This is a genomic window from Paenibacillus sp. HW567 (assembly GCF_000374185.1).
Lineage (GTDB): Bacteria > Bacillota > Bacilli > Paenibacillales > Paenibacillaceae > Paenibacillus_AQ.
The window spans coordinates 2,924,830-2,950,672 of sequence record NZ_KB910518.1; the positions used below are offsets into that span (position 1 = coordinate 2,924,830).

The 25,843-nt window shown below is 49.9% G+C and carries 25 protein-coding genes; 4 read left to right on the forward strand and 21 right to left on the reverse strand.

The window, feature by feature from the left end:
* Nucleotides 1-38: 38 nt before the first annotated feature.
* The 5 genes from B212_RS0113265 to B212_RS0113285 all read right to left on the reverse strand — a co-directional run bounded on the left by B212_RS0113265 (nt 39) and on the right by B212_RS0113285 (nt 5,746).
* The gene (locus B212_RS0113265) at nt 39-860 is read right to left on the reverse strand and encodes a carbohydrate ABC transporter permease (RefSeq protein WP_019911291.1); all 822 of its coding nucleotides are present in this window, start codon (nt 858-860) and stop codon (nt 39-41) included.
* 43 nt (nt 861-903) lie between these two features.
* Entirely contained in the window at nt 904-1,758 is an 855-nt protein-coding gene (locus B212_RS0113270; protein WP_442950114.1) for a carbohydrate ABC transporter permease, read from the reverse strand.
* Between the two features lie 165 nt (nt 1,759-1,923).
* Nucleotides 1,924-3,171: a sugar ABC transporter substrate-binding protein gene (locus B212_RS0113275; protein WP_019911293.1), complete on the reverse strand. Its 1,248-nt coding sequence runs from the start codon at nt 3,169-3,171 to the stop codon at nt 1,924-1,926.
* Between the two features lie 426 nt (nt 3,172-3,597).
* The gene (locus tag B212_RS0113280) at nt 3,598-4,611 is read right to left on the reverse strand and encodes a LacI family DNA-binding transcriptional regulator (RefSeq protein ID WP_019911295.1); all 1,014 of its coding nucleotides are present in this window, start codon (nt 4,609-4,611) and stop codon (nt 3,598-3,600) included.
* 4 nt (nt 4,612-4,615) lie between these two features.
* Nucleotides 4,616-5,746, reverse strand: coding sequence for an amidohydrolase family protein (locus tag B212_RS0113285; RefSeq protein ID WP_019911297.1), 1,131 nt, complete (start codon nt 5,744-5,746; stop codon nt 4,616-4,618).
* Nucleotides 5,747-6,164: 418 nt separating this feature from the next.
* On the opposite strand from B212_RS0113285, the gene B212_RS35365 reads away from it, so the two are divergent.
* The gene (locus tag B212_RS35365; RefSeq protein WP_232231477.1) at nt 6,165-6,536 is read left to right on the forward strand and encodes a hypothetical protein; all 372 of its coding nucleotides are present in this window, start codon (nt 6,165-6,167) and stop codon (nt 6,534-6,536) included.
* A 314-nt stretch (nt 6,537-6,850) separates the two neighbouring features.
* Here the strand turns inward: B212_RS35365 and B212_RS0113295 are convergent, their stop codons facing one another.
* From B212_RS0113295 to B212_RS0113330, 8 genes are all read right to left on the reverse strand, one after another.
* A complete protein-coding gene (locus B212_RS0113295) occupies nt 6,851-7,990 on the reverse strand; it encodes a DUF4179 domain-containing protein (RefSeq protein WP_019911300.1) in 1,140 nt (379 codons plus the stop codon).
* Complete coding sequence (locus B212_RS0113300; RefSeq protein ID WP_019911301.1) at nt 7,980-8,525, reverse strand: sigma-70 family RNA polymerase sigma factor; 546 nt, start codon at nt 8,523-8,525, stop codon at nt 7,980-7,982. Before B212_RS0113300 ends, B212_RS0113295 begins: the two co-directional genes overlap by 11 nt.
* 187 nt (nt 8,526-8,712) lie before the next feature.
* A complete protein-coding gene (locus tag B212_RS0113305; RefSeq protein WP_019911302.1) occupies nt 8,713-9,945 on the reverse strand; it encodes an aminopeptidase in 1,233 nt (410 codons plus the stop codon).
* Between the two features lie 134 nt (nt 9,946-10,079).
* On the reverse strand, nt 10,080-11,423 hold the full coding sequence (locus B212_RS0113310) for a sensor histidine kinase (protein ID WP_019911303.1): 1,344 nt from the start codon (nt 11,421-11,423) through the stop codon (nt 10,080-10,082).
* The gene (locus B212_RS0113315; protein WP_028530807.1) at nt 11,424-12,137 is read right to left on the reverse strand and encodes a response regulator transcription factor; all 714 of its coding nucleotides are present in this window, start codon (nt 12,135-12,137) and stop codon (nt 11,424-11,426) included. It abuts the gene before it with no gap.
* Nucleotides 12,138-12,288: 151 nt separating this feature from the next.
* Nucleotides 12,289-12,720, reverse strand: a complete 432-nt coding sequence (locus B212_RS33155; RefSeq protein WP_019911305.1) for a hypothetical protein — start codon at nt 12,718-12,720, stop codon at nt 12,289-12,291.
* 99 nt (nt 12,721-12,819) lie between these two features.
* A complete protein-coding gene (locus tag B212_RS0113325) occupies nt 12,820-13,059 on the reverse strand; it encodes a hypothetical protein (protein WP_019911306.1) in 240 nt (79 codons plus the stop codon).
* 93 nt (nt 13,060-13,152) lie between these two features.
* Nucleotides 13,153-13,500 carry a hypothetical protein gene (locus B212_RS0113330; RefSeq protein WP_019911307.1) on the reverse strand — a complete coding sequence of 116 codons (348 nt, stop codon included), beginning with the start codon at nt 13,498-13,500 and terminating at the stop codon, nt 13,153-13,155.
* 205 nt (nt 13,501-13,705) lie between these two features.
* On the opposite strand from B212_RS0113330, the gene B212_RS0113335 reads away from it, so the two are divergent.
* Nucleotides 13,706-14,803, forward strand: coding sequence for a VanZ family protein (locus B212_RS0113335; protein ID WP_019911310.1), 1,098 nt, complete (start codon nt 13,706-13,708; stop codon nt 14,801-14,803).
* Between the two features lie 111 nt (nt 14,804-14,914).
* Here the strand turns inward: B212_RS0113335 and B212_RS0113340 are convergent, their stop codons facing one another.
* Complete coding sequence (locus tag B212_RS0113340; RefSeq protein ID WP_036669348.1) at nt 14,915-15,679, reverse strand: exodeoxyribonuclease III; 765 nt, start codon at nt 15,677-15,679, stop codon at nt 14,915-14,917.
* A 145-nt stretch (nt 15,680-15,824) separates the two neighbouring features.
* Between B212_RS0113340 and B212_RS0113345 the strand changes: the two genes are divergently transcribed.
* Nucleotides 15,825-16,112 (forward strand): hypothetical protein, encoded by a 288-nt coding sequence (locus B212_RS0113345; protein WP_019911312.1) that lies wholly within the window; start codon nt 15,825-15,827, stop codon nt 16,110-16,112.
* Nucleotides 16,113-16,227: 115 nt separating this feature from the next.
* Here B212_RS0113345 and B212_RS0113350 read toward each other — a convergent pair whose 3' ends face one another.
* Nucleotides 16,228-17,328: a citrate synthase/methylcitrate synthase gene (locus B212_RS0113350; protein ID WP_019911314.1), complete on the reverse strand. Its 1,101-nt coding sequence runs from the start codon at nt 17,326-17,328 to the stop codon at nt 16,228-16,230.
* 115 nt (nt 17,329-17,443) lie between these two features.
* Nucleotides 17,444-18,295, reverse strand: coding sequence for a helix-turn-helix transcriptional regulator (locus B212_RS0113355; protein ID WP_019911315.1), 852 nt, complete (start codon nt 18,293-18,295; stop codon nt 17,444-17,446).
* Nucleotides 18,296-18,484: 189 nt separating this feature from the next.
* On the opposite strand from B212_RS0113355, the gene fabF reads away from it, so the two are divergent.
* Complete coding sequence (gene fabF / locus B212_RS0113360) at nt 18,485-19,726, forward strand: beta-ketoacyl-ACP synthase II (RefSeq protein WP_019911316.1); 1,242 nt, start codon at nt 18,485-18,487, stop codon at nt 19,724-19,726.
* 91 nt (nt 19,727-19,817) lie between these two features.
* On the opposite strand, the gene B212_RS0113365 is transcribed toward fabF, so the two are convergent.
* The 5 genes from B212_RS0113365 to B212_RS0113385 all read right to left on the reverse strand — a co-directional run bounded on the left by B212_RS0113365 (nt 19,818) and on the right by B212_RS0113385 (nt 25,668).
* The gene (locus tag B212_RS0113365) at nt 19,818-21,242 is read right to left on the reverse strand and encodes a glycoside hydrolase family 43 protein (RefSeq protein ID WP_019911317.1); all 1,425 of its coding nucleotides are present in this window, start codon (nt 21,240-21,242) and stop codon (nt 19,818-19,820) included.
* A 188-nt stretch (nt 21,243-21,430) separates the two neighbouring features.
* Nucleotides 21,431-22,501, reverse strand: coding sequence for an ABC transporter ATP-binding protein (locus B212_RS0113370; protein WP_019911318.1), 1,071 nt, complete (start codon nt 22,499-22,501; stop codon nt 21,431-21,433).
* Nucleotides 22,502-22,679: 178 nt separating this feature from the next.
* Complete coding sequence (locus tag B212_RS31415; protein ID WP_232231478.1) at nt 22,680-23,594, reverse strand: phosphotransferase family protein; 915 nt, start codon at nt 23,592-23,594, stop codon at nt 22,680-22,682.
* A 121-nt stretch (nt 23,595-23,715) separates the two neighbouring features.
* Complete coding sequence (locus B212_RS31420; RefSeq protein WP_019911320.1) at nt 23,716-24,696, reverse strand: phosphotransferase family protein; 981 nt, start codon at nt 24,694-24,696, stop codon at nt 23,716-23,718.
* Between the two features lie 3 nt (nt 24,697-24,699).
* Nucleotides 24,700-25,668, reverse strand: a complete 969-nt coding sequence (locus B212_RS0113385; protein ID WP_019911321.1) for a sugar phosphate isomerase/epimerase family protein — start codon at nt 25,666-25,668, stop codon at nt 24,700-24,702.
* Nucleotides 25,669-25,843: the final 175 nt, after the last annotated feature.

The following is a 25,843-nucleotide window of genomic DNA, read 5'->3' on the forward strand; positions in this document are numbered from 1 at the left end:
TTCAATCCTTCCAAGACCCTCAGGTATATTTCTCTATATTATTTTATGCCGGATATGGTATATCCTTCTATGATATGCTTTTGGAAGATGATAAATATGATAATAATCGGCACGACCATAAATGCGGCCCCCGCCATCTGCAGCCCGAATTGGGTTCCGTATTGCCCCTTCAGCAGGGATAGACCCACGGACAGTGTATATAGTCTTTCGTCATTGGCAATAATCAGCGGCCAGAGGAAGCTGTTCCAAGCGCCGATAAAGGTCAGAATCCCCTGTACGGCAAACACCGGCTTCACAATCGGCACCATTAACTGGAAGAAAATCCGCAGCTCGCCCGCTCCGTCCAGTCTTGCCGCTTCGAGCAAATCCATAGGGATCGTAGACATAAACTGGCGGAACAGGAAGATCGCAAAGGCCCCGACCAAACCAGGCAGCACAATGCCCGCCATCGTATTCACCAAATTCATTTTATTAATAATCAGATAGGTTGGAATCATAGTTACCTGCGACGGAATCATCATGGTAGCCAGGATCAGATAGAAAAACTTGTTTTTACCCGGAAAATCAAACTTTGCAAAAGCATAGCCGGCCATCGCATTCAGGAACAGCCCTGCGAACGAGCACAGCACGATAATCAGCGTATTTTTCAAATAAATCAAAAAGTCCATCTTCACGAACAAATCCTTATAGTTGGATAAGGTCGGGTGGCTCGGTATGAGCGTTGGCGGAATTATGGTAAATTCATTTTCAGGCTTAAAGGATGAACCTATCATCCAAATGAACGGCACCATCATCAGGAGTCCTCCGATAATAAGCAGGGCGATCATTACACCTTTTTCCATTTTCATCTTTAGGGCCATGCTTGTTCCCTCCTTCTTACTATCCGCAGCCAGAGGCTGAGGTTTAGTATTCCACTTCTTTCTTTTTGACCGCGAACTGAATGAGTGTCACTATGATGATGATGATGAACAGTACAAACGAGCCGGATGCCGCATAGCCGAATTTGCTGAGCTGGAATCCGTTGTTGTAAATGAACAGTGCCATCGACATTGTTGCATTAAGCGGTCCGCCCTTTGTCATCACCAGCGGTTCTTCGAAGAATTGAATCCAGCCGATCAAGGTCGTAATGGTCACAAAGAAAGTAGCGAATCCGAGCAAAGGAACTGTAATGTACCGCAGCTTCTTCCAGCCGGTTGCTCCGTCAATTTCTGCCGCTTCATAATACGAACGGGGAATTCCTTGCAGCGCTGCCAGGAAGATAATCATATTCAGACCAATAGACTTCCAGAAGGCCAGCAATATCAATGAAAATTTCGCGAGTACCGGGTCCTGGAGCCATTGCTGTGCCGGAAGACCGAATACGGACAAAATATAGTTGAACAATCCATAGCTGCCGTTGTACAAATATCCCCAAACCACAGCTACAGCCACAATGTTGGTAATGGAGGGCATGTAATAAATCACGCGGAAGCTTTTGAACAGCCAGCCTGTTCCATAATTAAGCAGCAGCGCGACAGCCATAGAGGCGATTACAACCATCGGTACACCAACGGCTACATAAATAAGCGTATTATACATGGATTTCAAGAAAATCGGATCTTTAAAAATTTCGAGATAATTCGAAAATCCCACGCCGCTAATATTGGAATAATCCGCAAGCCCCACCAAATCCATATCGGTAAAGCTGATGACCAGCGCGATGATGATCGGAACGATTGAAAATAAGGTCAGCAGCAGCACCGCCGGAGCGATGAACATATATGGATATTTATATTTGTTCCATTGCTTCACAAATGAGCTCACAAAATCACATCCCTTCGCTTTCTCACACTTTCTTCCATATCCAAGAATGAACATACACACTGCCGGGACCTCTCAGCTAAGGAGATTCCGGCAGTCTGCCTGATCACGTAAGTTCAGATCTTATTTATTGCCTAGAAGCTCATTTGCTTTTGCATTCAGCTTGTCAAGCTCGGTTTGCGTGTCCGCGCCACCAATGGTGATCTGCTCGAACGAAGCCATAGCTGCCTGGGCAATTTCTTCATATTCTTTGACCATTGGAGCAGGACGGGTATTCTCAAGCTGCTTGCCGAAAGCCTGGATCATTGGATCTTTCAGAGCTTCATTGCTCCAAGCTGCTTTCAGTGCAGGCATAGAGTTCGAAGTTTCATAGAATTTCAACTGGGCATCCTGTTCAGCCATGAAAGCAATGAACTTCGCTGCTTCATCAGGGTTTTTGCTGTAATTGAAGATCGACAGGTCAGCGCCGCCAATGGAAGAAGTATTGGTTTTCTTCGCTGGCAATGTGGTTACAGCCCATTTGCCATCAATTTCAGGCGCTTTTTCTTTTACAGTCTGAATCATCCAAGGACCGCTGATGAACATACCCATTGTGCCGTCTTTAAATGCTGCTACAGTATCCAGGTCGGTGCCTTTAGGAGACAAACCTTCGTCATAGAAGCTCTTCAAATAATTAACCATTTCTACATAAGCCGGCTGATTGAACTGCGGTTGACGGTTGCTGTCAATCAGCTCGCTTCCGTTCTGCCAAGCGAAGATTGCAGTGTAAATGGAATCCTTACCTTCGATCGGCAGAGCATAGTGTCCTGCGCCGCCTTTAGCTACCAGCTTCTTGCTTGCATCCTTCAGCTCATCCCAAGTTTTCGGACCTTCAGGATAACCAACGCTGCCAAGCAGGTCTGTGCGGTAGAACATTGCACGTGTTTCAACATAGAAAGGAATAGCCACTGTCTTGTCTTCGTATTTGGTCGTTTGAACCGCACCGTCGAAGAAGTTCTCCGCTTTCATGCTTGGGTATTTTTCAATATAAGGCGCCATATCCTTCAAGGCTCCGGCAGCCGCGAATTCAGGAATCCAGGTGGTTCCCATTTGCACAACGTCAGGACCGTTTTTGGAAGCAACGGCGGTCAGCAATTTATCATGCGCGGTATCCCAAGGAATAGCCTGCACTTCCACTTTGATGCCCGGATTTTTTTCTTCATACATCTTAGCAATCGGTGTTACGGTATCGGCTGTCCCCATGAACCATACCTTCAATGTTTTGCTGTCACCTGATGCCGAGTTGTTCGAGTTCGAGCTTCCACAGCCTGCAACGACCAGAGACAAGCTCAACATTGCTGCTGAAACTACAATACCAGTTTTTTTCTTCATTTCTGTCACCCCTATTTTAGTGTTAGCCAAACTTGGAAAACTATGAATAAAGCCCTTTCATCGAAACGTTTCGATTGTTTTCGAAAAAAATTTCGAATTTATCTGTGAAATAAAGTACTGATCACTGATCTCTTTGTCACTAATAACCATGAAAAGGAGATCTAAAACTACTTTTTCTACAATTTCCCTCGAAAAGGAGTTCTTTTCTCAAATGTATCTTTAGTTCAACGCTTTCATATATCGAATCGTTTCGACAAACTTATTATATGACTTGCTGTTAGCGATTTCAAGTAGGTAACATAAAAATTGTTCAAACAAAGAAGAAATATGTCGAATTTAGTCACAGATTAAGAAGCGGCACCGGTTGCTCCAGAAAAAGCAAAGAGGACACACGGCAGTATATGCCAAAGTGTCCCCTAAGCAGCGTTAAATCGAACGCACCGAATCCCGCCGGACCAGCTCAGGCATAACCTTCAGAGTGCGTCCGGCCCCTCCGTTTATCAGTTCTAGCAGCAGCTCCGCGGCACGTATTCCGATCTGCTCGAAGCGGTGGCGGATGGTGCTGAGCGGCGGATTGGTATAGGCGGTGAAATAAGTTCCGTCGTAGCCTACCAGGGAGAGATCCTCAGGAACAGAAATTCCGTGGCGGGCCAGCTCCATTATCGCTCCCATGGCCATCATATCGTTGGCACAGCAGACGGCGGTCAGCTCAGGATAACTTTCCATCAGCTCGAGGATGACCCCAGCGCCGCTGGCCCCGCTGAAATCCCCTGTTCTCTTAAGCGCCGGATCATGCTCCGTCCCGGTTCCGTTCCGAAAAGCGGCACAGAAGCCTCTATAGCGGTCTTCACAAATGCTTAAATGCTCCGGCCCGTTGATGTAGCCTAGCTTCTCATGCCCCAGCTCCAGCAGATAGGAACCGGCCATTCTTCCGCCCTCGTAATTGTCCGAGACGGCAAGCGAACAGCGCGGCCCCACGGCAGAGCCCATATTAACACTAGGCACCTGCAGCTTAATTGCTTCTCTGATCAGCGGATGACCCTTCCCGAAAGGCTGCATGAACACACAGCCCTCCAAGCTGCGCATCCGCACCCATTCGGATAAACTGCCGGGCCGATACTCTTCTTCGCCAAACGGGACGGAAAAAATCAGAATCTCCTTCTGATATAACCTCAGCCCTTTGCGTAAGGCGGCAAAAATATCATCAAAGCCGCGGTTTGATTCCGAGTCCAGCTCGGGCATAAATACCCCGATCAGATTGCTCCGGCGTGTCACCAATTGCTTCGCGCCAAGGTTCGGAACGTAGCCTAGCTCCGCTGCCGCCTCTTGCACACGGGCGATTGTCCGGGGATGAACGCCGTAGCTGCCGTTAAGTGCTCTCGATACTGTACTGACGGATAGGCCCAGCCTGTCGGCGATATGCTGAATCGTTATGTCCAAGTGATTATTCACCCTTTGCGGCTTCCGCCAAAATTGTGCCGGCTTCAGCCTTTGAAAGTTTTGCCTTATCATAACTCTTGCCGGTCTGCTGTTCAAGCTTGCGTAATGCCTTCATTTGTGTCACTGTAGCCGGCTGAGCTTCAATGATTGCAGCGAGATTGTCATGGGCAATTTTGCGGGCGACTGCCGAATCGCCAAGAAGATCAATCATCCGGTACATCGCATCAATCGCTTGTTCCTCGCCGCCTATCCCATAGCCGGAATCCGTGCTGAGCATGAAGCGGTTTGGGTATTTTTTCATCACAGGAATATATAGCTCAGGATGCTTGCCGCTGTCAGGATTATACACAGAGAACCCGGCGAAAAAATCCGCATACAGATTCGGATACTTGCCGAGCAACCGGTCCACCTCCTCCGGCGTGTTGTACGCATTGATATGGGCAAAAATAATGATTGTACCCGGATGTTTCGCAAGCGCCTCCTCCAGCTTCGCAACCGGCATGCCGTTTGGAGGATCAACATGCATCAGAATCGGCGCCTTGTAGGCTGCGATAAGGTCGTAAATCTGCGGAAGATAACCATCCATCGGATCATTGGCCTTCCACGCCACCTTAGACATGGACGGCGAAGCCGTTGAAGCGCCCGCCACCTCTCCTAGCCCGAAGTAGCCTTTTTCCAGATTGTTCTTCACCACCTCAAGACTACCTTTGTCATGCAGATCAAACCCTGAGAAATAAGGAATGATCAGTTCCGGGTATTGCTGGTAAGCGTTCCAGGCGGTCTCATCCGTATCAATCGCCGCCGGCTCGGAGGAATTGCCGAACAGCACGACCTGATGCACCGCATCTTCTTTCCAGGTGTTCAGCATCCCCTTGTACTTATAGAAGCTGGCCCCGTGGTTGTGGGCATCAATTAACTGCAATCCTTTATATTTAGCAACTAAATCGGCTAGTGCAGCCTTCTCCTCTACAGGATTTACGCTTGGCTCCGCAACCGTTTCCACAATTTCCGCTGAAGGCCCGGCGGTCTCCTTGAGCAGTTCGGCTTTCTCTGTCTGATCATTACCTGGATACCAGAAAATCAGGGCTGCGAGTACAATCACAATGCCTGCTGCCAGCAGAATATATTTGCGCATGAGTTTCACCCTCCCACTATTTTCGGGAACGTTCCCGAATATACGCAAATCATACTTTGTTTACAGATATATGTAAATGATATTTTTGGGAACGCTTTCTTTTTTACTATACCAAACTCTTTCTGTACTTGAATTCTCCCTTGTTCAGCCTTAATGACGTGATATAAAGTTGCATTAGATTCATACAAATATTGTAGAAAGTAGGTTCGATATGAACATCGAAGTCAACCTCGCCTCTCAAGCTGAAGCGTATATTATCAAGAATCTTTACCCGCTCTACCTGCATGATTTGTCCGGGCATTATGGGCTTACGGGTGGAACGGTCCTAAACAGGCATGGGATCTTTGAGGAGAGTCCCTAGTTCAGAACTTTGGCGGACCAATATGATGTTCAGAGCATCTGGTGGGAAAAGCCCGGTGTGCTGTATCCATTTCTATTCAGGATGGATGGCCTTCCTGCCGGCTTCGCCTTTGTCGCAACCCCGCCCCACTGCGCGAAGGGCGTTGACTTTTTTATGAATGAATTTTTTGTGCTGCAGCCCTTCAGAGGTACCGGTTATGCCCAGCAGGCTGCCATACAGGTATTCGAACAATTCCAAGGCCAGTGGGAGCTGTTCACCAATCCGGCAGAGAAAAATATTGTGGGACAGCAATTCTGGCGTAAAACCTTGTCGGCATATACCGGTGGACAGTATGAGGAAAAGCTCAGCGAGACGTTCAATGGAAATATGCTGGTGTTCAGATTTCGCAGCACCGTTTGGAACGGACTGAGCAGATCTTATTTCTGCTAGAAGTCATTTTTCCGCAAGTGAACGGACTCCAGAGCCTTTATGGGCGGACATTTACTCAATTATACCTGCCGAAGCGGCGATAAGCGCTTTTCGGTCCGCTAGCTCGGCTAAATGTACTCTTTTAGGAAAATAAAGGCTTTACGGTCCGCAAGCAACAGAAGGATGGATACGACGAATCCCCTCCCACCGCACTCCTACCTTTTTATGGTTTCTTTAAGTTCAACTTATACAGAAATAACCCGAAGACGGTCCCATTGCTTTCGTATCGGGACCGTCTTTCAGGCTGAGCAAACTTATAACACTAGCATGTGCTTTTATTTGCCGCGCTTATAAATATCAAGCTTCAGCTCGGTTTGGTTATTCTTCGCACCTGTCTTAATCGCCATTATGAGCGACTCGGGATGGTCGAGCCAATTGCTGGCGAACAGGTAGTCGTACCCCTCCTCCGAACCGCCGCCTGAGATCGTGCTAAGGGATATTGTTTTGTCATGCACCTCCGCCAGTATTTCTTTTGAAAAGAATTCTTCAAAGATTGCACTGCGGATCTGACGGCTGTTCTCGGACGGATTCTTCAAGGCTATTGTTGCCTTAATCACCAGAGGAGACAATTCAACCTTACTGATCACTACTTCATGCCCGCTCAGCGTAAACGAACGGTTCGGCTGCACAATCTGTGTCTTGTATGCCATAAACTTAGGATCAAGCGTGAATCCAATCTTCAGCACCGGGGAATAATGCATTTCCGACATAATCGTTCCCGTCCTGGGGGCGTCCATTTTCCCGGGATTCACAGAAGCAATTCTGAACTCAGCTTCAAGCTGCTGCGGAAACGGCTGCGTTCGATCCAGCTCCACAACTCCCCGCCCGTAATAGACATGATTTCTCTGTTGTTCAGGCACTTCCACATTCCCACCCACCTGAGATGTTGCATTCAGATAGCGGTTCGTGGCGCTGTCCTTCATTTTTGCACTGTTGATGCTGTAAATTTCCTGCTTATCATCCGTAGTCGCCGTATAAAGGTACATGATTTTATTTTCATCAGCGGTGATAGCATTTAAGGTAATCGAATATCCCCCGCTCTCCACCGTTTGGTTCACCAACTGAATATAATTATTCCGGATTGCAGATTCAAAGGTAGGTACATCCATCTCATATAATACATTGTCCTTAAAAACTTGAAGCGCTCCCCAATTCACCTTGGGCGCAGGGGCAGCAGGCTGAGAGGCTCTCGGCAGGAATGGAATGATGAACAGTAAGGCTGCAACTATAATGGCTGCGGCAAACCCCAGACTCCTGCTTTTATTCCAAAAGCGTTGACGATCACCGCGTTGCCCCCGCTCGATTCCTAATTGAACAGACAGTCTTATGGAGGTGGTGCCTGCATCCTTTTCCAGCTCCCTCTGCATTTGGGCCGCATCGGACAGCAGCACCTCTTCTTCACGTTTACTGTTCATTCCATTCACCCCGATTCTTCATAATTGTTCTTAGCTGCTTCAGCCCTTTATGCTGCCAGGTTTTTATTGTTCCTTCCGGCTTCTTGAGCAGTTCTGCAATCTCCGTCAAGGTCATGTCATTATAGTATTTAAGCAGCAGCACATGACGATATTTGGGCTTCACCTGCTCTACGGCCCACATCATTTCCAGCCTGCTGCCGCTGTCCTCGACACTGCGCTCCCCCATCGCCTCCTCCGGCGTCGGCACCGATTTTTTCCGTCTTCTTTGTTCATCAATGCAGACATAAATCAATATCCGAATGATCCATGATTTGAACGCCCGCGGCTCCTTCAGTGTGCCCCGCTTGATCCAGGCCCGGCAGGTTGTCTCCTGCACCGCCTCCAGCGCGTCATTCCGGTTGCGCAAATAACTGTAAGCAATGTGATACAACTGATCACTGTGCTCCAACACAGCATCACAAAAGGCATGCTCTTCCCACGGCAGAGCGCTGGTGCCGGTGATCTTTTTCATTTCCGCCTTGGATGTTGTTGTCATCCATTCCCCTCCTTGCTGTCTCTATATGTTTAAGACGGGGAACTAGCCCAAACCGTTTTTGCATCCTGCAAACTTGTTCCAGCAATAGGGCCTTATCTTTATAAAAAAGGCTGCAAAGCCCACCATCAGATGAGTTTGCAGCCTTTGCTCATGTACTTAAATACAGTCTGCTGTGGTTCACAGCAGGTTACAGCACCCAGTTCCCTTTGCGGAATACCGGCTCGATCGTTCCATCCGCCAGCTCACCGTCGATGTCGAGCTCAGCGGAGCCGATCATGAAGTCAACATGCGTCAAGCTGACATTGGCTCCCCGCTCCAGCAGCTCTTCACTGCTGAGTGAAGTTCCGCCTTCAATGTTGACCGGATACGCACTGCCCAGCGCAAAATGGCAGGAAGCATTCTCGTCGATTCCCGTATTGTAGAAAATCCGGTTCAGCCGGGAAATCGGGGAATCATGCGGCACCAGGGCCATTTCTCCCAGATAAGAGGCTCCTTCATCCGTTTCCAGCAGTGAGGTCAGGTGCTCCCGCCCGGACTTGGCATCGTAGGCGGTAACCTTCCCGTCTGTAAAAGTAATCGTAATGCCATCCACAAGCCGTCCGTTCAAATTGAGCGGCAGGGTGCTCGCCACCGTTCCGTTGACCCCTTTGCGGTGCGGCATGGTATAGATTTCTTCAGTCGGCATATTGGCCACGAAGTACACACCGCTTGCATTCTCGCCGCCGCCGCCGCGCCAGAGATGGCCTTCAGGCAGCGCTACATGCAGATCTGTACCCGGAGCGCGGTAGTGCAGGCTTTTATAACGTTTGGCATTCATCCGCTCCTGGGATAGTTTGAGATCGGCAATATGGCCGCGCCAGGCCGCTACCGGGTCTTCACTGCCCACACGGTTCATCTGGAACACGGCCTCCCACATAGCATCCACACGCTGCTCCTCAGGAAGATCTGCAAACACCTTGTCCGCCCAAGCCCGTGTCGGCGCTTTGATCAGCGACCAGCTAATTCTGTTGTTGCGGGTGTAGTTCTGATAGTTCTTCCGGGCCACCGCTGCTGCTTTCACTGCCGTTGACACCTTCGAGCCGTCGATGCCGCGGAACAGTTCCGGATCAGGCACCTTAATATGTAATATCGCTCCGCCTTCCTCGGCGAATCCCTCCAGCATATCCGCATGCCACTGCGGGTAATAGCCGAAAGAGTCCTCTGGAGCTTTCTCATAACGAATCCGGGTGATCTTCTCATCGTCCCAATCCACTAACACATATTTGGCTCCCGCTTCGTAGGCTTTGCCTACGATCAGCCGGGTCAAGTCAGCCGTTTCCAGCGGCGAATGAACCATCAGCACTTGTCCTGGCTGCACGTTCACTCCGACCTTGACCACCAGGTCCGCATATTTCTCCAGCATCACATCAAAATCCTTCATCGCTTCTTTTCCCCCGTATCCTTAATTGCTGTACCTCAGGCGGGACATCCCGCTGCCCGAAGCAGCAGGCGTTCCGTTTCCACAGTAATTTTAACGCAAAATACGCGAGGTTGCGAGCCTGACCCGGATTGGTATTAGCCTCCTGACCCGGATGACCGCCCGCCATACTTAATAAAACTGAACCGTGCTCCGCCAAGCGGGGAATCTGAATACGTTAGCTCGCTGTCCAAATTCGCAGCAATTTGACGGCAGATCGCCAGGCCAAGTCCTGTAACACCGTTAGCCCCCGTGTAAAAACGCTGGAAAACGACCTCCCGCTCCTGCTCGCTCAATCCATTGCCATCATCGTCAATATGTATTGCCCACTCCGCTCCCGGAAAATCCGCTTCAACGCGCACATTGATCTGGCTTGAAGTGTGTCTTACCGCATTCTGCAGCAGATTTACAAGTACTCGGAACAACTGCTCTCCAGCTACAACGGTGTGGAGACTATCCCCATCCACGTTCAGTTCAATGGCCCGGGCATTCGCTGCCGGCATAAGCAATAACGCCGCTTCCTCTGCCATGGCGCGAAGGTCGATTTCAGAGGTTGGCCACTCTTCATCCACGGCCTCCAGCCTGGAAAGCTGCAGCAGCTTGTCTACCATTTCCATCAGGCGCACCGACTGCGTCTGGATCACTTCAAGCCCCTCCTCTTGAGTGACCACCTGGTCCTGAATGGCGAAGACAAAGCCGTGGATCGACATGAGGGGGGTTTTTAGTTCATGAGATACATTCTGCAGAAATTCGATCTGATTGCTCTGATGCTGCTGTATGCGGTCGGACATCGACTGAAAGGTAGTGATCAGTTCGCCGATCTCCGTAGTATCCCCCTTTGGAAAAGCCGCAGCAGGTGAACGAAATGGCTCATACCGCCCCACTGCTTCCTTTAACTGGTTCAATGGCCGCACGACCCGCGATACGGTAAGCAACCCAATTGCCAGGATGATGAAAAAGCTGAACCCGATCGACAGCAGCGTTGTTCTCATCAGAGACCCGTAGTGGGCCCTGAGCGAGGAGAGCGGAGCATAGATGAAAATAGCGTAAGGCCGGCCCGGCAGCGGCTCCTTGGTGAACAGAAATTTCTTGCCATGCAATATCGCTATGCCTTGCCGCCCGGATAACGTATATTGCAGGGTGGTTCCTATTTCCTTGTCGTCGTTCGCATCAATAATTTTATTGTGCACGTCGAGAATCAGGTAATCCGCATCCAGCATCAGTCCCTTTACGACATACTTGAATTCCGTGTTATCCAGCCCGGAGATGTCGCCGTCGCGCAATATTTTTCCCGCTTTTTCCGCCTGACCGTGAAGCTGTGCCTTGACCTGATTTACGAGGATGTCATCAATCAGGCTGACGAACAGCGCAACCGTAATTCCAACCGTAACCACAAGCGCCAAAATAAAGGACAGCAGCATTTTGCCTCTTATGGTGCGCATCTATAGTTTTCTCACGGCCGCTTTGTAGCCGAAGCCCCAGACGGTATTGATCAACAGTGAAGAGCCGTGTTCAGCAAGCTTTTTACGGATTCTTTTGACAAGATCGTCCACAACCCGGACATCTCCGAAGAAATCATAATTCCACACATGCTGGATAAGCTGCTCCCGGCCGAACGGCCGCTCGATATGCGACGCCAAAAACAGCAGCAGCTCAAATTCGCGCGAGGTCAGGCTTATTTCCTCGTTATTCACAGAAACTCTGCGAAGATCAGGAAAAATCTCCAGGTTTCCTGCACGGCATACACTCTCAGACTTGGGCTGCCCGGAAACTTCCCCCGGCGCGCTGCTCCCTAGCTTCACCAAGCGCAGCATAGCCTTGACCCTGCCTACCAGCTCACGCGGATTGAACGGCTTGCTCAGGAAATCGCTGCAGCCCAGCTCCAGCCCCTGAATACGGTCACTTTCTTCTCCCCGTGCGGAGATCATAATAATAGGAATCTCAGTAAATGAACGTAATTCGGTCAGCAGAGAAAGTCCGTCGATTCCGGGCATCATAATATCGAGAATCAGACATTCCGGTTCATCCGAGCGCACATACTCTACCAGGTTAGACCCGTTCGAGAAAGAAGCAACCTCATAGGCTTCCTTTCGCAAATACTCGGAGAGCAACTGTAAAATGAAAAGATCATCGTCTACCACCACTATTTTGCCCACCGTCAAGTCACTCTGCCTTTCTATATCAGCCTCATATATCTACAGGTTAACACAAATAGACAAAAGACGGGAATCCTGCTTGCGGCCCCGTCTCAGTCAAAGAATACGCTGTGAAGTTAGTTAACCTGTTTTATTGCAAAAGATAGAGTGCTTATTTTTTCTTAGGTTTTGCTGGAGTTTTTACTGTTGTTTTCGCTGGTGCCTTTGCAGGAGTCTTCACTGTTGTTTTTGCCGGTGCCTTAGCTGTTGTTTTTGCTGGTGCCTTTGCTGTGGTTTTCGCTGGTGTCTTTACTGCTGCTTTTGCAGGAGTCTTAACTACTGCTTTTGCCGGTGCCTTTGCTGTGGTTTTCGCTGGTGTCTTTACTGCTGCTTTTGCAGGAGTCTTCACTACCGCTTTTGCTGGTGCCTTTGCAGTTGTGGTTGTGGATTTAACCACTGCCGTGTGCTTCACAACCGGTGCGGTTACCTTAGTTGTAACAGCCGCTTTAGCCGGAGCCGTTGCTGCGAATGCGCTCGTAGAGCCTCCCAACACACTCACTACTGCCAGTACTGCAATTGCTTTTCTTGTCCATTTGTTATTCATCTTATACCACCTCTTCCTTTGAAGTGACTTAAGCATAACAATTGGATACGGGAATTTTGTGAGACAAATATGAAAAAAGTATATGAAACCGTCCGCTATTCAGCGCCCGCTAATCTTCCTGAGAACTTGCTCTGCGCCCATATCATCCACGTAATAATCAGGCGCAGTCCAGTGGATGAAGCTGCCTTTTGTTGCTTTTAATTGGATCGTATCCGCTCCGTCAACATTTACTATGATTGGAAAACCCGGTGTTCTGCTATCCGTCACCCGATAGTCGCCGTTGGGGAACACCACATCCGCTTTTACTTTCACTTGCTGAAGAAAGGTTTCACTTCGCAAGAAATAGGCGGCACCCCCTCCGGGAGCAACCGCCTGTCTTACTCACTGCGCAGCCCTTCACTTTGCTTTACTTTCTTCAATAACAGAGACTCGTTATCTTTTATCCACCTGTAATAGAGTGACAGTCTTCAAGGTATAAGTATGCGCAAGTTTGTCTTCCTGAAGGATATTAAGCTTGGTCAGGCTGGCGATTTTGGCCGGGTCCGCCCGGGAGAGCAGCCGCCATACCTCAGGATCAGATAAGGTTTGATACAGTTTATCGTCATCGTATTCTTTGCGGTTCTGTGCGACCAGCTTCACCCTGTAGGCGCCTATTTCACTGTCAGCTTCCCCCTTTTGCGCGCAATAGTCCAGGATATCCTGTCGAAGCTCCGCCAGCTCCTTTTCAATTTCCTTCTGCTTTCCTTTGAGCTTATAATACTGCTGTACCTTTTTCTCCATGCGGCTTCACGCTCCTCTCCAGACATATGTATGCCGGATTAGCCCGTCAATTCCTTAATATTCACATTCTATTTCATATGTATTGCAGGGATAAGGGCAGAGATGAACGTCCAATGAGTGGAGGGCTCTCCATGAAGCTGATTCAGGATTACTGATGGTTTGGTGGTGAGCAGCTCACTACTAACTCACACACGGCAGGTGGATCATGCTTCAACCTTATCTTTTTCCTATCTCTCATGCATTTATGTTTTTTCCGCTGGCGGCGCTGCTCTTCACGCTCCCCTTTCTTATTGTGCAATACCGGCGGCATGGTTATATCAACAAGGTCAGAGCGCTGGTGCTTTATCTGCTGCTGCTCTATTTGCTCAACGCGTTCTTTCTTATTATGCTGCCAATGCCTGCTTCAAGGCACAACGCACCGCCTACCGGCTCGATGATTCAACACATTCCTTTGCAGTTCATTCAAGATATCAAGCAAAGTACCGCTCTGAAGGCAAATGATCCGTCAACCTATCTGACGCTTCTTCACGAACCGGCTTTTCTGCAGGCAGCGTTCAATGTGGCCCTTGTCGTACCCTTTGGCCTGTTCCTGGGCTACTATTTCCGCACCCGGTGGGTGGTTTGCATTTTGCTGTCCTTCGCGTTGTCCCTTTGTTTTGAGGTTACACAGATTACGGGAATCTACGGTTTCTTCGATTATCCTTACCGTATCTTCGATGTCGATGATTTGATTACCAACACACTGGGCGGCATTGCCGGGTATAGAATTGCGCTATGGGTGTCGGGGCTGCTGCCGCGCATCGAACAGCTTGACAGCAAGGTGGATCTATCCGCCAAGAGAGTCACCTATACACGCCGGGGCATTGCTTTTATGCTGGACGCGATGGTCTGGATGCCTGTCGCTCTGGCGCTCAATTGGTGGTCCGTACAAGGCGCCTACTGGATAACAACCGCCGTGTATTTCGTGCTGCTCCCCTGGTTGACCGGCGGGCGGACGCTGGGAAAATGGATCGTACGCATTCGCATAAGCGGACTGGAAGGACGCAGCCGTCCAGGGGAGCTTGTGGTGAGATACATCCTGCTGTATGGAATGCTGATTGGCGGAATCTTGTGGCCAGCCGACCTGCGCGGTCTGGCGCTCTTAATAGATTTCATTTTTCTCATCCACCTAATCATCCGGATTTTCAAGCGGAACCCGCAATTGGTCTATGAAAGATTAAGCCGGACCCGCAGTGTCATCACCTGGCCGGAAATGCAGCACAGTTCAGGCTCAGATTCTTTGGCTGATTCCGCTTATTCATAGTGCCGTGTAGAGCAGAGAAATTGTGTGCGAACATATCCGTCAGTACCGCAAGTCAAAGGCCATATCTCCCGATTGCCGGGACGATATGGCCTTTATTTGTATCTACAGAATCTATTCTTCTTCCGCTTCCAGCTCCAGTACTACCGGACAATGATCACTGCCAAGTATGCTGGAATCTATTGCCGCCTTGGATAAATTCGGTGCAAGACGGGATGAAGCAAGAAAATAATCAATACGCCAGCCAACATTACGCTCTCTCACCTTGGGCATATTAGACCACCAGCTATAGGCCCCTTCCTGATCGGGGTGGAAGTATCTGAAGGTATCTATGAAGCCTGATTCCAGCAGCAGTGTCATTTTCCCGCGTTCTTCATCGGTAAATCCCGAATTTCCCCGGTTAGGCTTGGCATTCTTGATGTCAATCTCCTGATGGGCAACATTGAGATCTCCGCAGACCAGCACCGGTTTATGCTTGTCCAGCTCCTGCAGATAGCTGCTGAACCGGTCCTCCCATTCCATTCTATAGTCCAGCCTGGATAAGTCGCGTTTGGCATTTGGAGTGTACACATTAACAAGATAAAATTCATTGAACTCCAAAGTAATGATCCGGCCTTCGGGCTCCGAGTTCTCTTCCATGCCGTATCTTACGGAGAGAGGCTTGATTCTGGTAAAAATCGCTGTTCCGGAATAGCCTTTTTTGATTGCGTAATTCCAATACTGTTCGTACTCTTCTCCCAGCTCCAGAGCAATCTGCCCCTCCTGAAGCTTCGTCTCCTGCACACAAAAGATGTCCGCAGCAGTTTCTTTGAAATATTCATTGAAGCCTTTGCTCACACATGCCCTTAACCCGTTGACATTCCACGAAACCAGCTTGATCATCGTTATTCTCCTTATTTAACTCAGTTATCTGCAAGCTCTGAAGCCTGTCCTCTAAATTGTGCCAATCTCCTAAGGCATTCGTCAAAGCAATAGTAGATTTAGCGAATACAATATTCTATCAAACGAAAAGGAGGTCGTTACCATGGCTATCTTATTACCTCAACAAATCTTCAGTCTTGCTGCCGGTGAAGGTAAATCCTATTATGAAAACCTGGCAGGGGGCATCAACGCCGCTGTCACAGTAAACAACACTTCTGCTTCCCCGGTGGAATTGGTCCTTACGCGTGTCGACGCGCCTGTCATCACTTACACCATCCCTGCATTTAACAGTCTTACCCTTGCTGTTCGTAGCTTGCTAGTTGCTGCTTTGCTCCATCCAGGCGCTGGCACAGCAAACGGCACGATTCAAGTCGCAACTTCCGATTTCTAAAATGCTAGAGTATTCCCCTCATACTCTCTCATGATCATTCCCTGATCAGGCATCTCCGGCTGGAAATCAGCCGGGGATGTTTATAGTTGTTCAGGCTTACATAGCAGACAGATTCCTAGAACTCCGCTTCAGGCATCGGACCGGTATAGACCGATTGCGGACGGAAAATCCGGTTGCTCTTCGCTTGCTCCATAATATGCGATGTCCAGCCGACGATTCTTCCGGCCGTGAAGGTTGGTGTGAAAATCTCCGGAGCAAGATGAAGCGCACGCAGGATTGCGGCGGCATAAAATTCAACATTGGTGAACAGCCGGCGTCCAGGCTTATATTCATCAAGCAGACGGATCGCAGTTGCCTCCACATGAAGAGCCAGGTCAAAGGAAGAATCATTGCCAATCATCTCTTGAGTGGCAATCTGCAGCGCTTCGGCGCGCGGATCTTTCGTTTTGTAGATCCGGTGTCCAAAGCCCATGATTTTCGTTCCGCTGTTCAGCGCATGGCGGAGCCATGGTTCAGCGCGTTCCTTCGTTCCAATATCCTCCAGCATGGAAATAACCTCATAAGGGGCTCCGCCATGCAGCGGGCCTTTCATGGCCCCAATAGCCCCACTAACCGCCGCACACATATCCGATTCGGTGGAGAGAATTACACGGGCGGCGAAGGTTGAAGCATTCATGCCATGCTCCATGCAGAGGATCATATAGGCGCTAAGAGCCTTTACATGGGTATCTGCCGGAACTTCACCAGTTAGCATATATAAGTAATTAGCAGCGTGCCCAAGCTCTGATAACGGTTCCACAGGTGTTAATCCGTTCAGCTTACGATATCTGTAAGCAATAATAGTCGGCAGAACCGACGTCAGCCTCATCCCCTGCTTCTGCGTGGGCGGCCAGGCAGCGTTGCCTTCTCCCAAGGCAGCTACTGCGCTTTGCAGCACCAGCATCAGGGGCACCGAAGCAGGCAGCAGGTCAATCATCCGGCAGAGATATTCCGGCATTGAGCGCGCTGCGGCCATTTCTTGCTTGAGCAGGTTCAGTTCTTCCGCTGACGGCAGATGACCATTCCACAATAAATGAGCCACTTCCTCGTAGCTGCGGGTCACTGCCAGTTCTTTGGCCCAATACCCCCGGTATACCAGATAGCCCCTCTCGCCATCCACCAGCCCGATATCTGTCTCCCCTGCCACTACGCCTTCCAATCCGGTCACTTTTGCCATGGTTGTCTGCTCCTTTTCCGGTTCAATAAAAGTTAACATCATATTAGGAGTATAAACGCCAAATGTTACATTGCATATTTATAGTTTTTTATGAATTCATAAAATAATTTTATCATCACTCCAGCATATGCTGCTCCATAAGCTGCCGAAGCTTGGCTTCCGTGTTGGAATCTCCGGCAGGCGTATAAATGCTGCAACGCAAGTCAGTGCTGCCCTGGACCTGGAGTGAGGTCAGATGGAACAGCATTTTTCCCGCCTTGGCATGACGGAATTCGAGCACCACATCGGGGGCTGAGCTGACCTCTCTCTCTTCCCACAACGCATTGAATTCTGGATGCTGCCCCTTCATTTCCGCGATAAAATCATCATACCAGCGATCCTCCACATACTGCCCGTAATAGGCACGGAAGATGGCTAAAAAACCTCTGACGAACTGCTGCCAGTTCACCGCCAGCCGCTTAAATTCCTTGCGGGCAAATAATAATGCGATCATATTCCGTTCCTCCGGCACCAGCTTAGCGAAGTTCAGAAATACATGAGCAGCCGCCTCGTTCCAGCCCACAATACCGCAGCGGCGGTCTGAAATAATGGTAGGGCAGGTGGTAAGCTCATCCAGAATCTTCTGCAGTGAAGCACTGATAACAGACGGCTCCTCCTGCGGATAAGCGGCTGCTCCAGGGCCGTTCTCCAAAGCTAATGCAAACAAATAGCTCCGTTCATCCTTGGTCAGTTGCAGAGCCGCTGCGATGCAATCCAGCACCGATGGCGATACCTTTATATCCCTGCCCTGCTCCAGCCATGTATACCATGTGTTGCTTACCCCTGCGAGCTGCGCAACCTCTTCCCGGCGCAGCCCCGGGGTTCTTCTGCGCGTGCCCTCAGGCAGTCCCACGGAGGCGGGAGATATGGCTGCACGCCGTGATTTCAGGAAATCCGATAGTGCTTGAAGCCTTGTTTGATTGGACATGATGTTAACCCCTCTTCTTTATCCTATGCTGAGAATAGTAGTAATTATACTATGATAAATGACAACTTGTAATAGGATAAAATCCATGGAAAAATACAGGCATAACCATTACTGGCGCGGAGTTGCTTAGGATGCCGGTTTTGTCGTAAAAGACCCAAATTTGCTATTAAGCTTTTTAGGAGGATACTTATGGAACGCGTAGTTATTACAGGCATGGGCCTCGTCTCGCCGCTTGGAAATTCTGTGGAGCAGTTCTGGAGCCGCCTGGTTGCCGGTCAATCGGGAATTTCACCGATCACTTCATTTGATACAACACATTTAAAGACCAAGATAGCCGGTGTTGTGCGGGACTTCGACCCGGAAGCAAGATTTGGCCGCAAGGAGGCGCGGCGGATGGACCGGTTCAGCCAGTTCGCGCTGGCTGCTGCGGAGGAGGCCTGGGAGCATTCCGGGCTGCAGCTAAGCAAGATTGACCGCGAGCGGCTGGGTGTATATGTAGGCTCCGGTGTTGGAGGCATCCAGACGTTGATGGAACAGGGGGATTTGCTGCGGGAGCGCGGACCGGAGCGGATCAGCCCGACTCTCATTCCGATGCTCATCTCGAATATGGCCTCGGCGTTAATCAGTATTAAGCTGGGGGCGCTAGGGCCGGCCTTATCTCCGGTTACCGCCTGTTCTATAGGCAACACGGCGATTGGCGAAGCCTTCCGGCTGATCCGTTACGGCGGCGCCGATGTTATTGTTGCCGGAGGCACCGAAGCTGCAATTACCGAAATCTCTCTGGCCAGCTTCGGAAATGCGACAGCACTGTCCACGCGGTGCGATGAGCCGGGTAAAGCGAGCCGGCCTTTTGACACCAGCCGCGACGGCTTCGTTATCAGTGAAGGCGCGGGCATTGTTATTTTGGAGTCGCTCTCCCATGCCTTGCACAGAAATGCCGTCATTTACGGTGAAGTAACCGGTTATGGTGCAAGCTCGGATGCTTATCATATGGTGGCTACTCACCCCGAAGGAATCGGGGCTTATCAGGCAATGAAGCTGGCGCTGAACGAAGCTGGCATCAAGCCTGGAGATGTGGATGTGATCAGCGCCCATGCAACCAGCACCGTGGTGGGAGACCGTTCGGAGACAATGGCGATCAAAAAGCTGTTCGGTGAAGAAGCCTACCGTGTTCCGGTGACAGCAAATAAGTCAATGACCGGGCATGCTTTGGGTGCAGCAGGCGGCCTGGAGGCCATTGCACTGCTCCAAAGCCTCCAGAAGGGCATCATCCCGCCTACAATTAATCTGGAGGAGGCTGATGAGCTTTGTGATCTGGATTATGTGCCCAACGTGGCCCGTGCAGCCAGTCTAAATATCGGAATATCCAATTCCTTTGGCTTCGGAGGACATAACGCTGTGATTGTCCTGCGCAAGTATGAGGAGGAATAACAACAAAAAACCTCCAGATTACCGCTCATCACGATAATCTGAAGGTTTTTAGCATTCAGCGCCATATTCAATGATGTGCCGGGACCGGCTGCTACTTCTTCCCAGCCGATACATGGCTTCCCCAAATGGAAATACCTGCTTCGGACACCGCCGTGAACGTCATAATATTGCTGCTTACAGCTTCATTCCATTCCCGCAGAAATACGCCGCTATATACAGCGCCATCAATCGTCAGTTCTGCGTTATGGGCATCACTGAGCTCCCAGGTTCCCTTGGCCGCTCCTGTAATCTTACCGTCAGCAGTTAGCTGGATGAGCTGGGATTGAGCAATCTTCGCTGTGATCTCTTTGCCGTGATTCACAAGCTTGTACTCTCCGATAATGTCATCGGCTGTGTACTCCCCTATCTTCTCCCCGCTGTAGCGATGTGGAGCAACAACCGGCCAGCCGTCCTTATTCATGAACATCTGATGTACGCGTACCTCATGCTCCTCTCCACGTCCAGGGAAGCGGGTATGAAAAATCAAATAATAATCTCCATTCTTGGCATCGTAGTATGCCGAATTGTGGCCGGGAGATACATAACCTGCTCCAATTGCTGCCGGTTCGCCGTCCGTATTCAGAAATTCGAAATTGCCCATCAGCTTCACCCCGTAAGGCGAGTAGGCTTTATCATCGAACAGCACTCCCTTTGTGCCTTGCGCATCAAGCATTGCTTTGCCTTCGGAATCCTCGAATGGTCCGTCGGGATTCTTCGAGCGGGCTACACGGATATTATAGCCTCCCTTCGCATCCAGTCCCCCATAAGACAGAAAGAGATAGTAGTAATCCGTTTCAGGACTGTACAGCATATACGGTCCTTCAATCCGGGCATGATTGGCGCCCAGCAGCTTCTTTCCGTACCCCTGGTCCGGCAGCGGAAAGCCAGTTGCGGCATCCAGCTCCATAATAAAGATCCCCCCGGAGTAAGACCCGTAGACCATCCACAGCTTGCCGTCCTTATCAAAAAACACATCAGGGTCCACCACATTCGGCTTCATAGTGGCGTCGTACCTCTCTCCGTCATTGCCAGCACCGGCCATGCCGGATTTCAGAATGATTCCCATGTCCTTGTACGGTCCTTCTACCTTGCTGGACACGGCGATCCCCATTGCCGACAACGGCGAATCCCCGCGGCAGGCATTATAATACATATAGAATTTTCCGTCCGCAAGTTGAATGACATCCGGCGCCCACAGGGTATCGGTCTGAGCCCAGTTCAGCGCAGCGCTTAATTCCTCGGTAACGTTAGGAATGAGCACATTCCCGTCTTCCACCCCCGAAGAAATCTGCTTCCAGTCCATCAGGTCCTTGGATTTGGCCGAAGCCAGATGGGAGCCGAATACATAATACGTATCATTCACCTTGATTACCGATGGATCATGTACGGATACATTATTAAACTTAGGGACACTACTGCTGCTGCACGCTGCTAGCAAGGATAAGGATAGCACTGCGGTTAACGTTCGTTTTCTCATTCTCCAGCCTCCTATGTATACCCTTACATTTTGCTGTGAAATGATGAATTAGTCAATACTTTTATTTATATATATTTGTATTATTTTATGTTTATATAAACATAAAGATTCTAGTCCGGTACAAAAAAGCGCCAGGCCGACTTAACGGCCTGACGCTGGTTCATCTGGAATACTCCTGCAGCTCTAAATTAATATTCGGAGGGATTTTCAACCAAAACCGGCTGAGGATAATTGTTCTTCAGTTCACGATGCTGCTTCTTCACCACTACTGGCGGTTCTACCGCCGGAGCCATCGGGTGCATCAGCCAGGATTTCACCAAATGCGAATCGGATACCTTGTACATTGGCGGCTCCTTCTCCATATCAACCTTCATGGCATAAGTGCTGCGAAGTGCAAAGGCATCCCCCTTCGGAGGTTTGATCAGATCGGGAGGTGTGCCGGGAATCGCTGTAAGCAAGGAGCCCTTGCTCTCGAGACTTGGCATGGAAGCGAGCAAACCCCAAGTATACGGATGTCTTGGATCATAGAAAATTTCTTCGGCTGTACCCATTTCAACAATTTGTCCGGCATACATAACGGCAACACGGTCTGCCATTCTTGCTACGACCCCGAGGTCATGGGTGATGAAAATAATCGCAGTGTCAATTTTCTTCTGCAGGTCCTTCATCAGATCCAAAATTTGCGCCTGAATTGTCACATCGAGCGCGGTTGTCGGCTCATCGGCAATCAGCAGCTTAGGGTTCGCTGCAAGCGCCATGGCAATAACGACACGCTGCCGCATCCCGCCGCTGAACTCATGCGGATACTGCTGAAAACGCCGCTCCGGTGAAGGGATTCCCACCAGGCCAAGCAGCTCGATAGCACGCTTGTATGCGGCATCTTTGGAGATTTTCTCATGCTTGAAGAGCACTTCGGTAATTTGTTTGCCGACCTTCATCATCGGGTTCAATGAGGTCATCGGATCTTGGAAGATCATCCCAATTTCTTTGCCGCGAATCTTTTGCATTTGCTTCTCGTTCTTGTTAATTAGGTCTTGACCCTCAAACAGAATCTGTCCGCGTTTGTATTGACCCATCGGCTGGGGAACCAGCTTCATCACGGCCTGGGAGGTTACACTCTTGCCGGAACCGGATTCACCTACAATTGCCAGAGTCTCTCCTTTATTAACATGAAAGCTGACACCACGGATTGCTTGTACTTCGCCTCCGCGTGTTCTGAATGATATAGCCAGGTCCTTTACCTCTAAAAGGCGCTCCATTCTGTCACCCTCTCTGCATCTTTTCAAATTGTGATAATAGTTCTCAATACGCAAACAAGCAATAAGTATTATTTTATCTATGTTTATGCGCTTACGTCAAGATTTTTCTGAAAACAACCATATTTAGTAACAATTCTGTGCATGTATTCTTGTAGTGCTCCCCGCTGCCCATCCAGAGCTACACGCTCAAGAATCTCTGCCAGCCCTCCAGCAAATTGCCGTGAGCCCATTCCAAATGCCCTTCACTGTCATACTTGCGCGAATAACATTCAATGAAGTAGATCAGGTCGATGTACAGGTCGTACAGCTTTTTGCGGGCGGTCTCATTCGGGCTGTCAAAGCCCCCGCCATAACCGCGGCAGAAGTGTCTTGTATCCTCAACATAACGGAAATAATATTCCATAAGATGATCGCCCCATAGCGCGCGCTCCCAATCAATCAGGGCAACAATCCGGCCATCGCGCACGAACACATTCCCATCCCATAAATCCCAGTGCACGAGACGCGGCTCTGTCACAGCATCAAGTGCGGGCAGCAGCTTGGCCATCTCCGCCTCAATTGTTTCTCTCGGGATCGGAAGCGGTGCATCCAGACGCTGAGCATCATCGAGCAGCGCCGTAACTAGGCGGCCGAAGGTATCACGCCAGGAATCATCCGAGCTATGAGAAGGCGCACTATACATGCCAAACCGCTTCCCGCGTATTTCATTAATGAACCGGTTATACCGCCCTAACTCAGCTTCAATTGCCGCTCTCGCTTCAGGTGTCAAGGTATCCTTGAGATCACTGTAAGGCTCGCCCCTAACCTTCTCCATGAAAAAAAAGTCGAACGGAATTACAGTCCGGCTGTTATCGTAGATGTACACTTTGGGAACCGGTACGGTTCCTTTGGAACGAATCAGCCGCAGCAGGTCAACCTCTGCCATCATAATATTACGCTCATAGCTCAGAATCTCAGTATCATCTGACGGGGCAACCTTGAGAATCGTCTCCCGGCCATCCGAGAGGAGCATATCATACGCAGCATTAAAATATCCGCCGGTCAGCTCCTTCCGCTCAAGAATGGTTACCTCGCTTCCAAAAGCCGACTTCACAATCAAGTCCTGCTGCCGGGAAGTCAGTTTACTTTTTGTTGCGCTTTCCAGGAATATTCCCTCCATTATCTATACAGGCAAGAAGGCCGGAGTCTCCACAGAGAATCGGCCGCCTGATTTGCTATACGGTTGTTTCTATAATACCATCAAATGACTTCAGGGTCTCTGTCAGATTATCGAAAGCCCAGCGTACATGATTCTCGTCCTTGTATAGCCGGGAATAACACTCAACAACCAGAATCAGATCAAGGTACAAATCATACAGCTTGAGGCGAAGCTTCTCATTAGGACTGTCCATTCTGGCCCCATAGCCCTCAAAGAATGCCTGCGAGTTCTCAAAATGCCGGAAATAATACTCCAGCAGCACATCTCCCCACATAGCCCGTTCCCAATCAATGATCGAGACAACAATCCCATCCTTGACAAAAATATTGCCATTCCATAAATCCCAATGGACCAGACGGGGCTCAGTCACTTCATCAAGCGCTGGGAGATATTTCTCAAGGCTCCGCTTGATCGAATCAACCGAAGCCGGCAACACGACTTGCAGCCGCCGAGCATCAGCAAATACACTATCCATCATAGCCGTAAATGTCTCACGCCAGCCCGTACTTGTCTTCCCGTCATGCTGAACGAAGAGGCCAAATCTGTCTCCCTTGATCTCATTAATCAAACGCTGATAACGGCCCACTTCGTATTCTATCGAAGCTCTTTGCTCTTCCGAAAGGCTATCCTTCACTTCAGAGTAGGGCTGGCCTTCAACCTTCTCCATGAAAAAATAAGGACACGGTATCATCCGGCAGCTCTCATCGAAGCTATACACGTCAGGAACCGGAACGGTTCCTGACGCCTGGACCAGACGAAGAGCTTCCACTTCAGCCCGCATAATGTCCTTTTCATAGCTTAAGGTCTCTGTCTCCGCTGCAGGAGCAACCTTCAGAATGGCATGCCGGCCGCCCCTCAATTCAATATCATAAGCTGTATTAAAAAATCCCCCGGTCAGCTCTGTGCTGCCGGTTATGGCCGTCTCCGTCCCGAAGGTGCCTGCTACTAAAGCACTTAGCTGGAAATCTGTTAATTTGACTTTAGTGAAGCTCTCCATGCTTTAGACCCACCACATTTCCGCAAGAGGTTCCTCAATCAGCACCTGGCGCAAATTGTTCACGGCTTTGGAGAAACCCTCTTCTACGGACATCAGGCCATCCTCATGTTCAATACTGACAACGTAGTCGTATCCGACCAAACGGAGGGCGCTGATAATGTCTGCCCAGACCTTCACATCATGGCCGAAGCCGACCGAACGGAACTGCCAGGCGCGGTCCAGCATCTTCGTATAAGGCTGCATATCGGTCAAGCCATATTTGTTCACATTTACCGGATCAATGACGGTATCCTTGGCATGGAAATGATGAATGGCGCCTTGGCGGCCAAGAATATGAATCGCCTGTACGGGATCAATGCCCTGCCACCACATATGGCTAGGATCAAGGTTCGCGCCGATCACTTCCCCTGCCGCTTCTCTAAGACGGAGCAGAGTAGCGGGGGTATGCACAGAGAATCCCCCATGTAGCTCAAGGCCTATCTTGACCCCATGCCGGGCAGCAAATGCCCCCCATTCAGTCCAATACGGAATCACCTTGTTCTCCCACTGCCAGGCCAGAATCTCCTGATAGTCATTCGGCCAAGGAGCTACCGGCCAGTTCGGATATTTCGCGCCCTCATGATCGCCCGGACAGCCGGAGAAGGTGTTCACAACGGATACTCCCAGCTTCTGCGCCAATTTGACGGAGTTGACGAAATCCTCATGATCCTTCTGGGCAAGCTCCTTCTGCGGATGCAGCGGATTACCGTGGCAGCTAAGCGCACTGATCATAAGGCCGCGCGATTCCACCGCAGCCTTAAATTCCTTCAGCGCCGTCTCATTCTCCAGCAGCAGCTTGGGATCGCAATGGCTGTTCCCCGGATTGCCTCCAGTGCCGATTTCTACAGCCTTCAGCCCTTTGGAAGCCACATAATCCAGCGCATCCTCCAGCTTGCGGCCCCCGAATAATACCATAAACACACCAAGCTTCATATCCCTGCCGCCTTTCGTGGATTCATATTAGGTTTGGTCGTAACTGCGGGGAATGTTTGGACTTCCGGCCGCTGTTATGTTTGGATTTCTCTGATTGGAACCGCTGATCGCGGTGGAAATCCAAACATAAAGGCGGACGCTACCGCTCCTCCAGTTCCAAACTTCCCCTCCGCAC

What these genes read in the sequence shown, in the direction of transcription:
- B212_RS0113265 (WP_019911291.1), bottom strand. Translation starts at nt 860, where the DNA reads ATGGCCCTAAAGATGAAAATGGAAAAAGGTGTAATGATCGCCCTGCTT.
- B212_RS0113270 (WP_442950114.1), bottom strand. Translation starts at nt 1,758, where the DNA reads ATGTTCATCGCTCCGGCGGTGCTGCTGCTGACCTTATTTTCAATCGTT.
- B212_RS0113275 (WP_019911293.1), bottom strand. Translation starts at nt 3,171, where the DNA reads ATGAAGAAAAAAACTGGTATTGTAGTTTCAGCAGCAATGTTGAGCTTG.
- B212_RS0113285 (WP_019911297.1), bottom strand. Translation starts at nt 5,746, where the DNA reads ATGCGCAAATATATTCTGCTGGCAGCAGGCATTGTGATTGTACTCGCA.
- B212_RS0113295 (WP_019911300.1), bottom strand. Translation starts at nt 7,990, where the DNA reads ATGAACAGTAAACGTGAAGAAGAGGTGCTGCTGTCCGATGCGGCCCAA.
- B212_RS0113300 (WP_019911301.1), bottom strand. Translation starts at nt 8,525, where the DNA reads ATGACAACAACATCCAAGGCGGAAATGAAAAAGATCACCGGCACCAGC.
- B212_RS0113305 (WP_019911302.1), bottom strand. Translation starts at nt 9,945, where the DNA reads ATGAAGGATTTTGATGTGATGCTGGAGAAATATGCGGACCTGGTGGTC.
- B212_RS0113310 (WP_019911303.1), bottom strand. Translation starts at nt 11,423, where the DNA reads ATGCGCACCATAAGAGGCAAAATGCTGCTGTCCTTTATTTTGGCGCTT.
- B212_RS33155 (WP_019911305.1), bottom strand. Translation starts at nt 12,720, where the DNA reads ATGAATAACAAATGGACAAGAAAAGCAATTGCAGTACTGGCAGTAGTG.
- B212_RS0113330 (WP_019911307.1), bottom strand. Translation starts at nt 13,500, where the DNA reads ATGGAGAAAAAGGTACAGCAGTATTATAAGCTCAAAGGAAAGCAGAAG.
- B212_RS0113335 (WP_019911310.1), top strand. Translation starts at nt 13,706, where the DNA reads ATGCTTCAACCTTATCTTTTTCCTATCTCTCATGCATTTATGTTTTTT.
- B212_RS0113345 (WP_019911312.1), top strand. Translation starts at nt 15,825, where the DNA reads ATGGCTATCTTATTACCTCAACAAATCTTCAGTCTTGCTGCCGGTGAA.
- B212_RS0113350 (WP_019911314.1), bottom strand. Translation starts at nt 17,328, where the DNA reads ATGGCAAAAGTGACCGGATTGGAAGGCGTAGTGGCAGGGGAGACAGAT.
- B212_RS0113355 (WP_019911315.1), bottom strand. Translation starts at nt 18,295, where the DNA reads ATGTCCAATCAAACAAGGCTTCAAGCACTATCGGATTTCCTGAAATCA.
- fabF (WP_019911316.1), top strand. Translation starts at nt 18,485, where the DNA reads ATGGAACGCGTAGTTATTACAGGCATGGGCCTCGTCTCGCCGCTTGGA.
- B212_RS0113365 (WP_019911317.1), bottom strand. Translation starts at nt 21,242, where the DNA reads ATGAGAAAACGAACGTTAACCGCAGTGCTATCCTTATCCTTGCTAGCA.
- B212_RS0113370 (WP_019911318.1), bottom strand. Translation starts at nt 22,501, where the DNA reads ATGGAGCGCCTTTTAGAGGTAAAGGACCTGGCTATATCATTCAGAACA.
- B212_RS31420 (WP_019911320.1), bottom strand. Translation starts at nt 24,696, where the DNA reads ATGGAGAGCTTCACTAAAGTCAAATTAACAGATTTCCAGCTAAGTGCT.
- B212_RS0113385 (WP_019911321.1), bottom strand. Translation starts at nt 25,668, where the DNA reads ATGAAGCTTGGTGTGTTTATGGTATTATTCGGGGGCCGCAAGCTGGAG.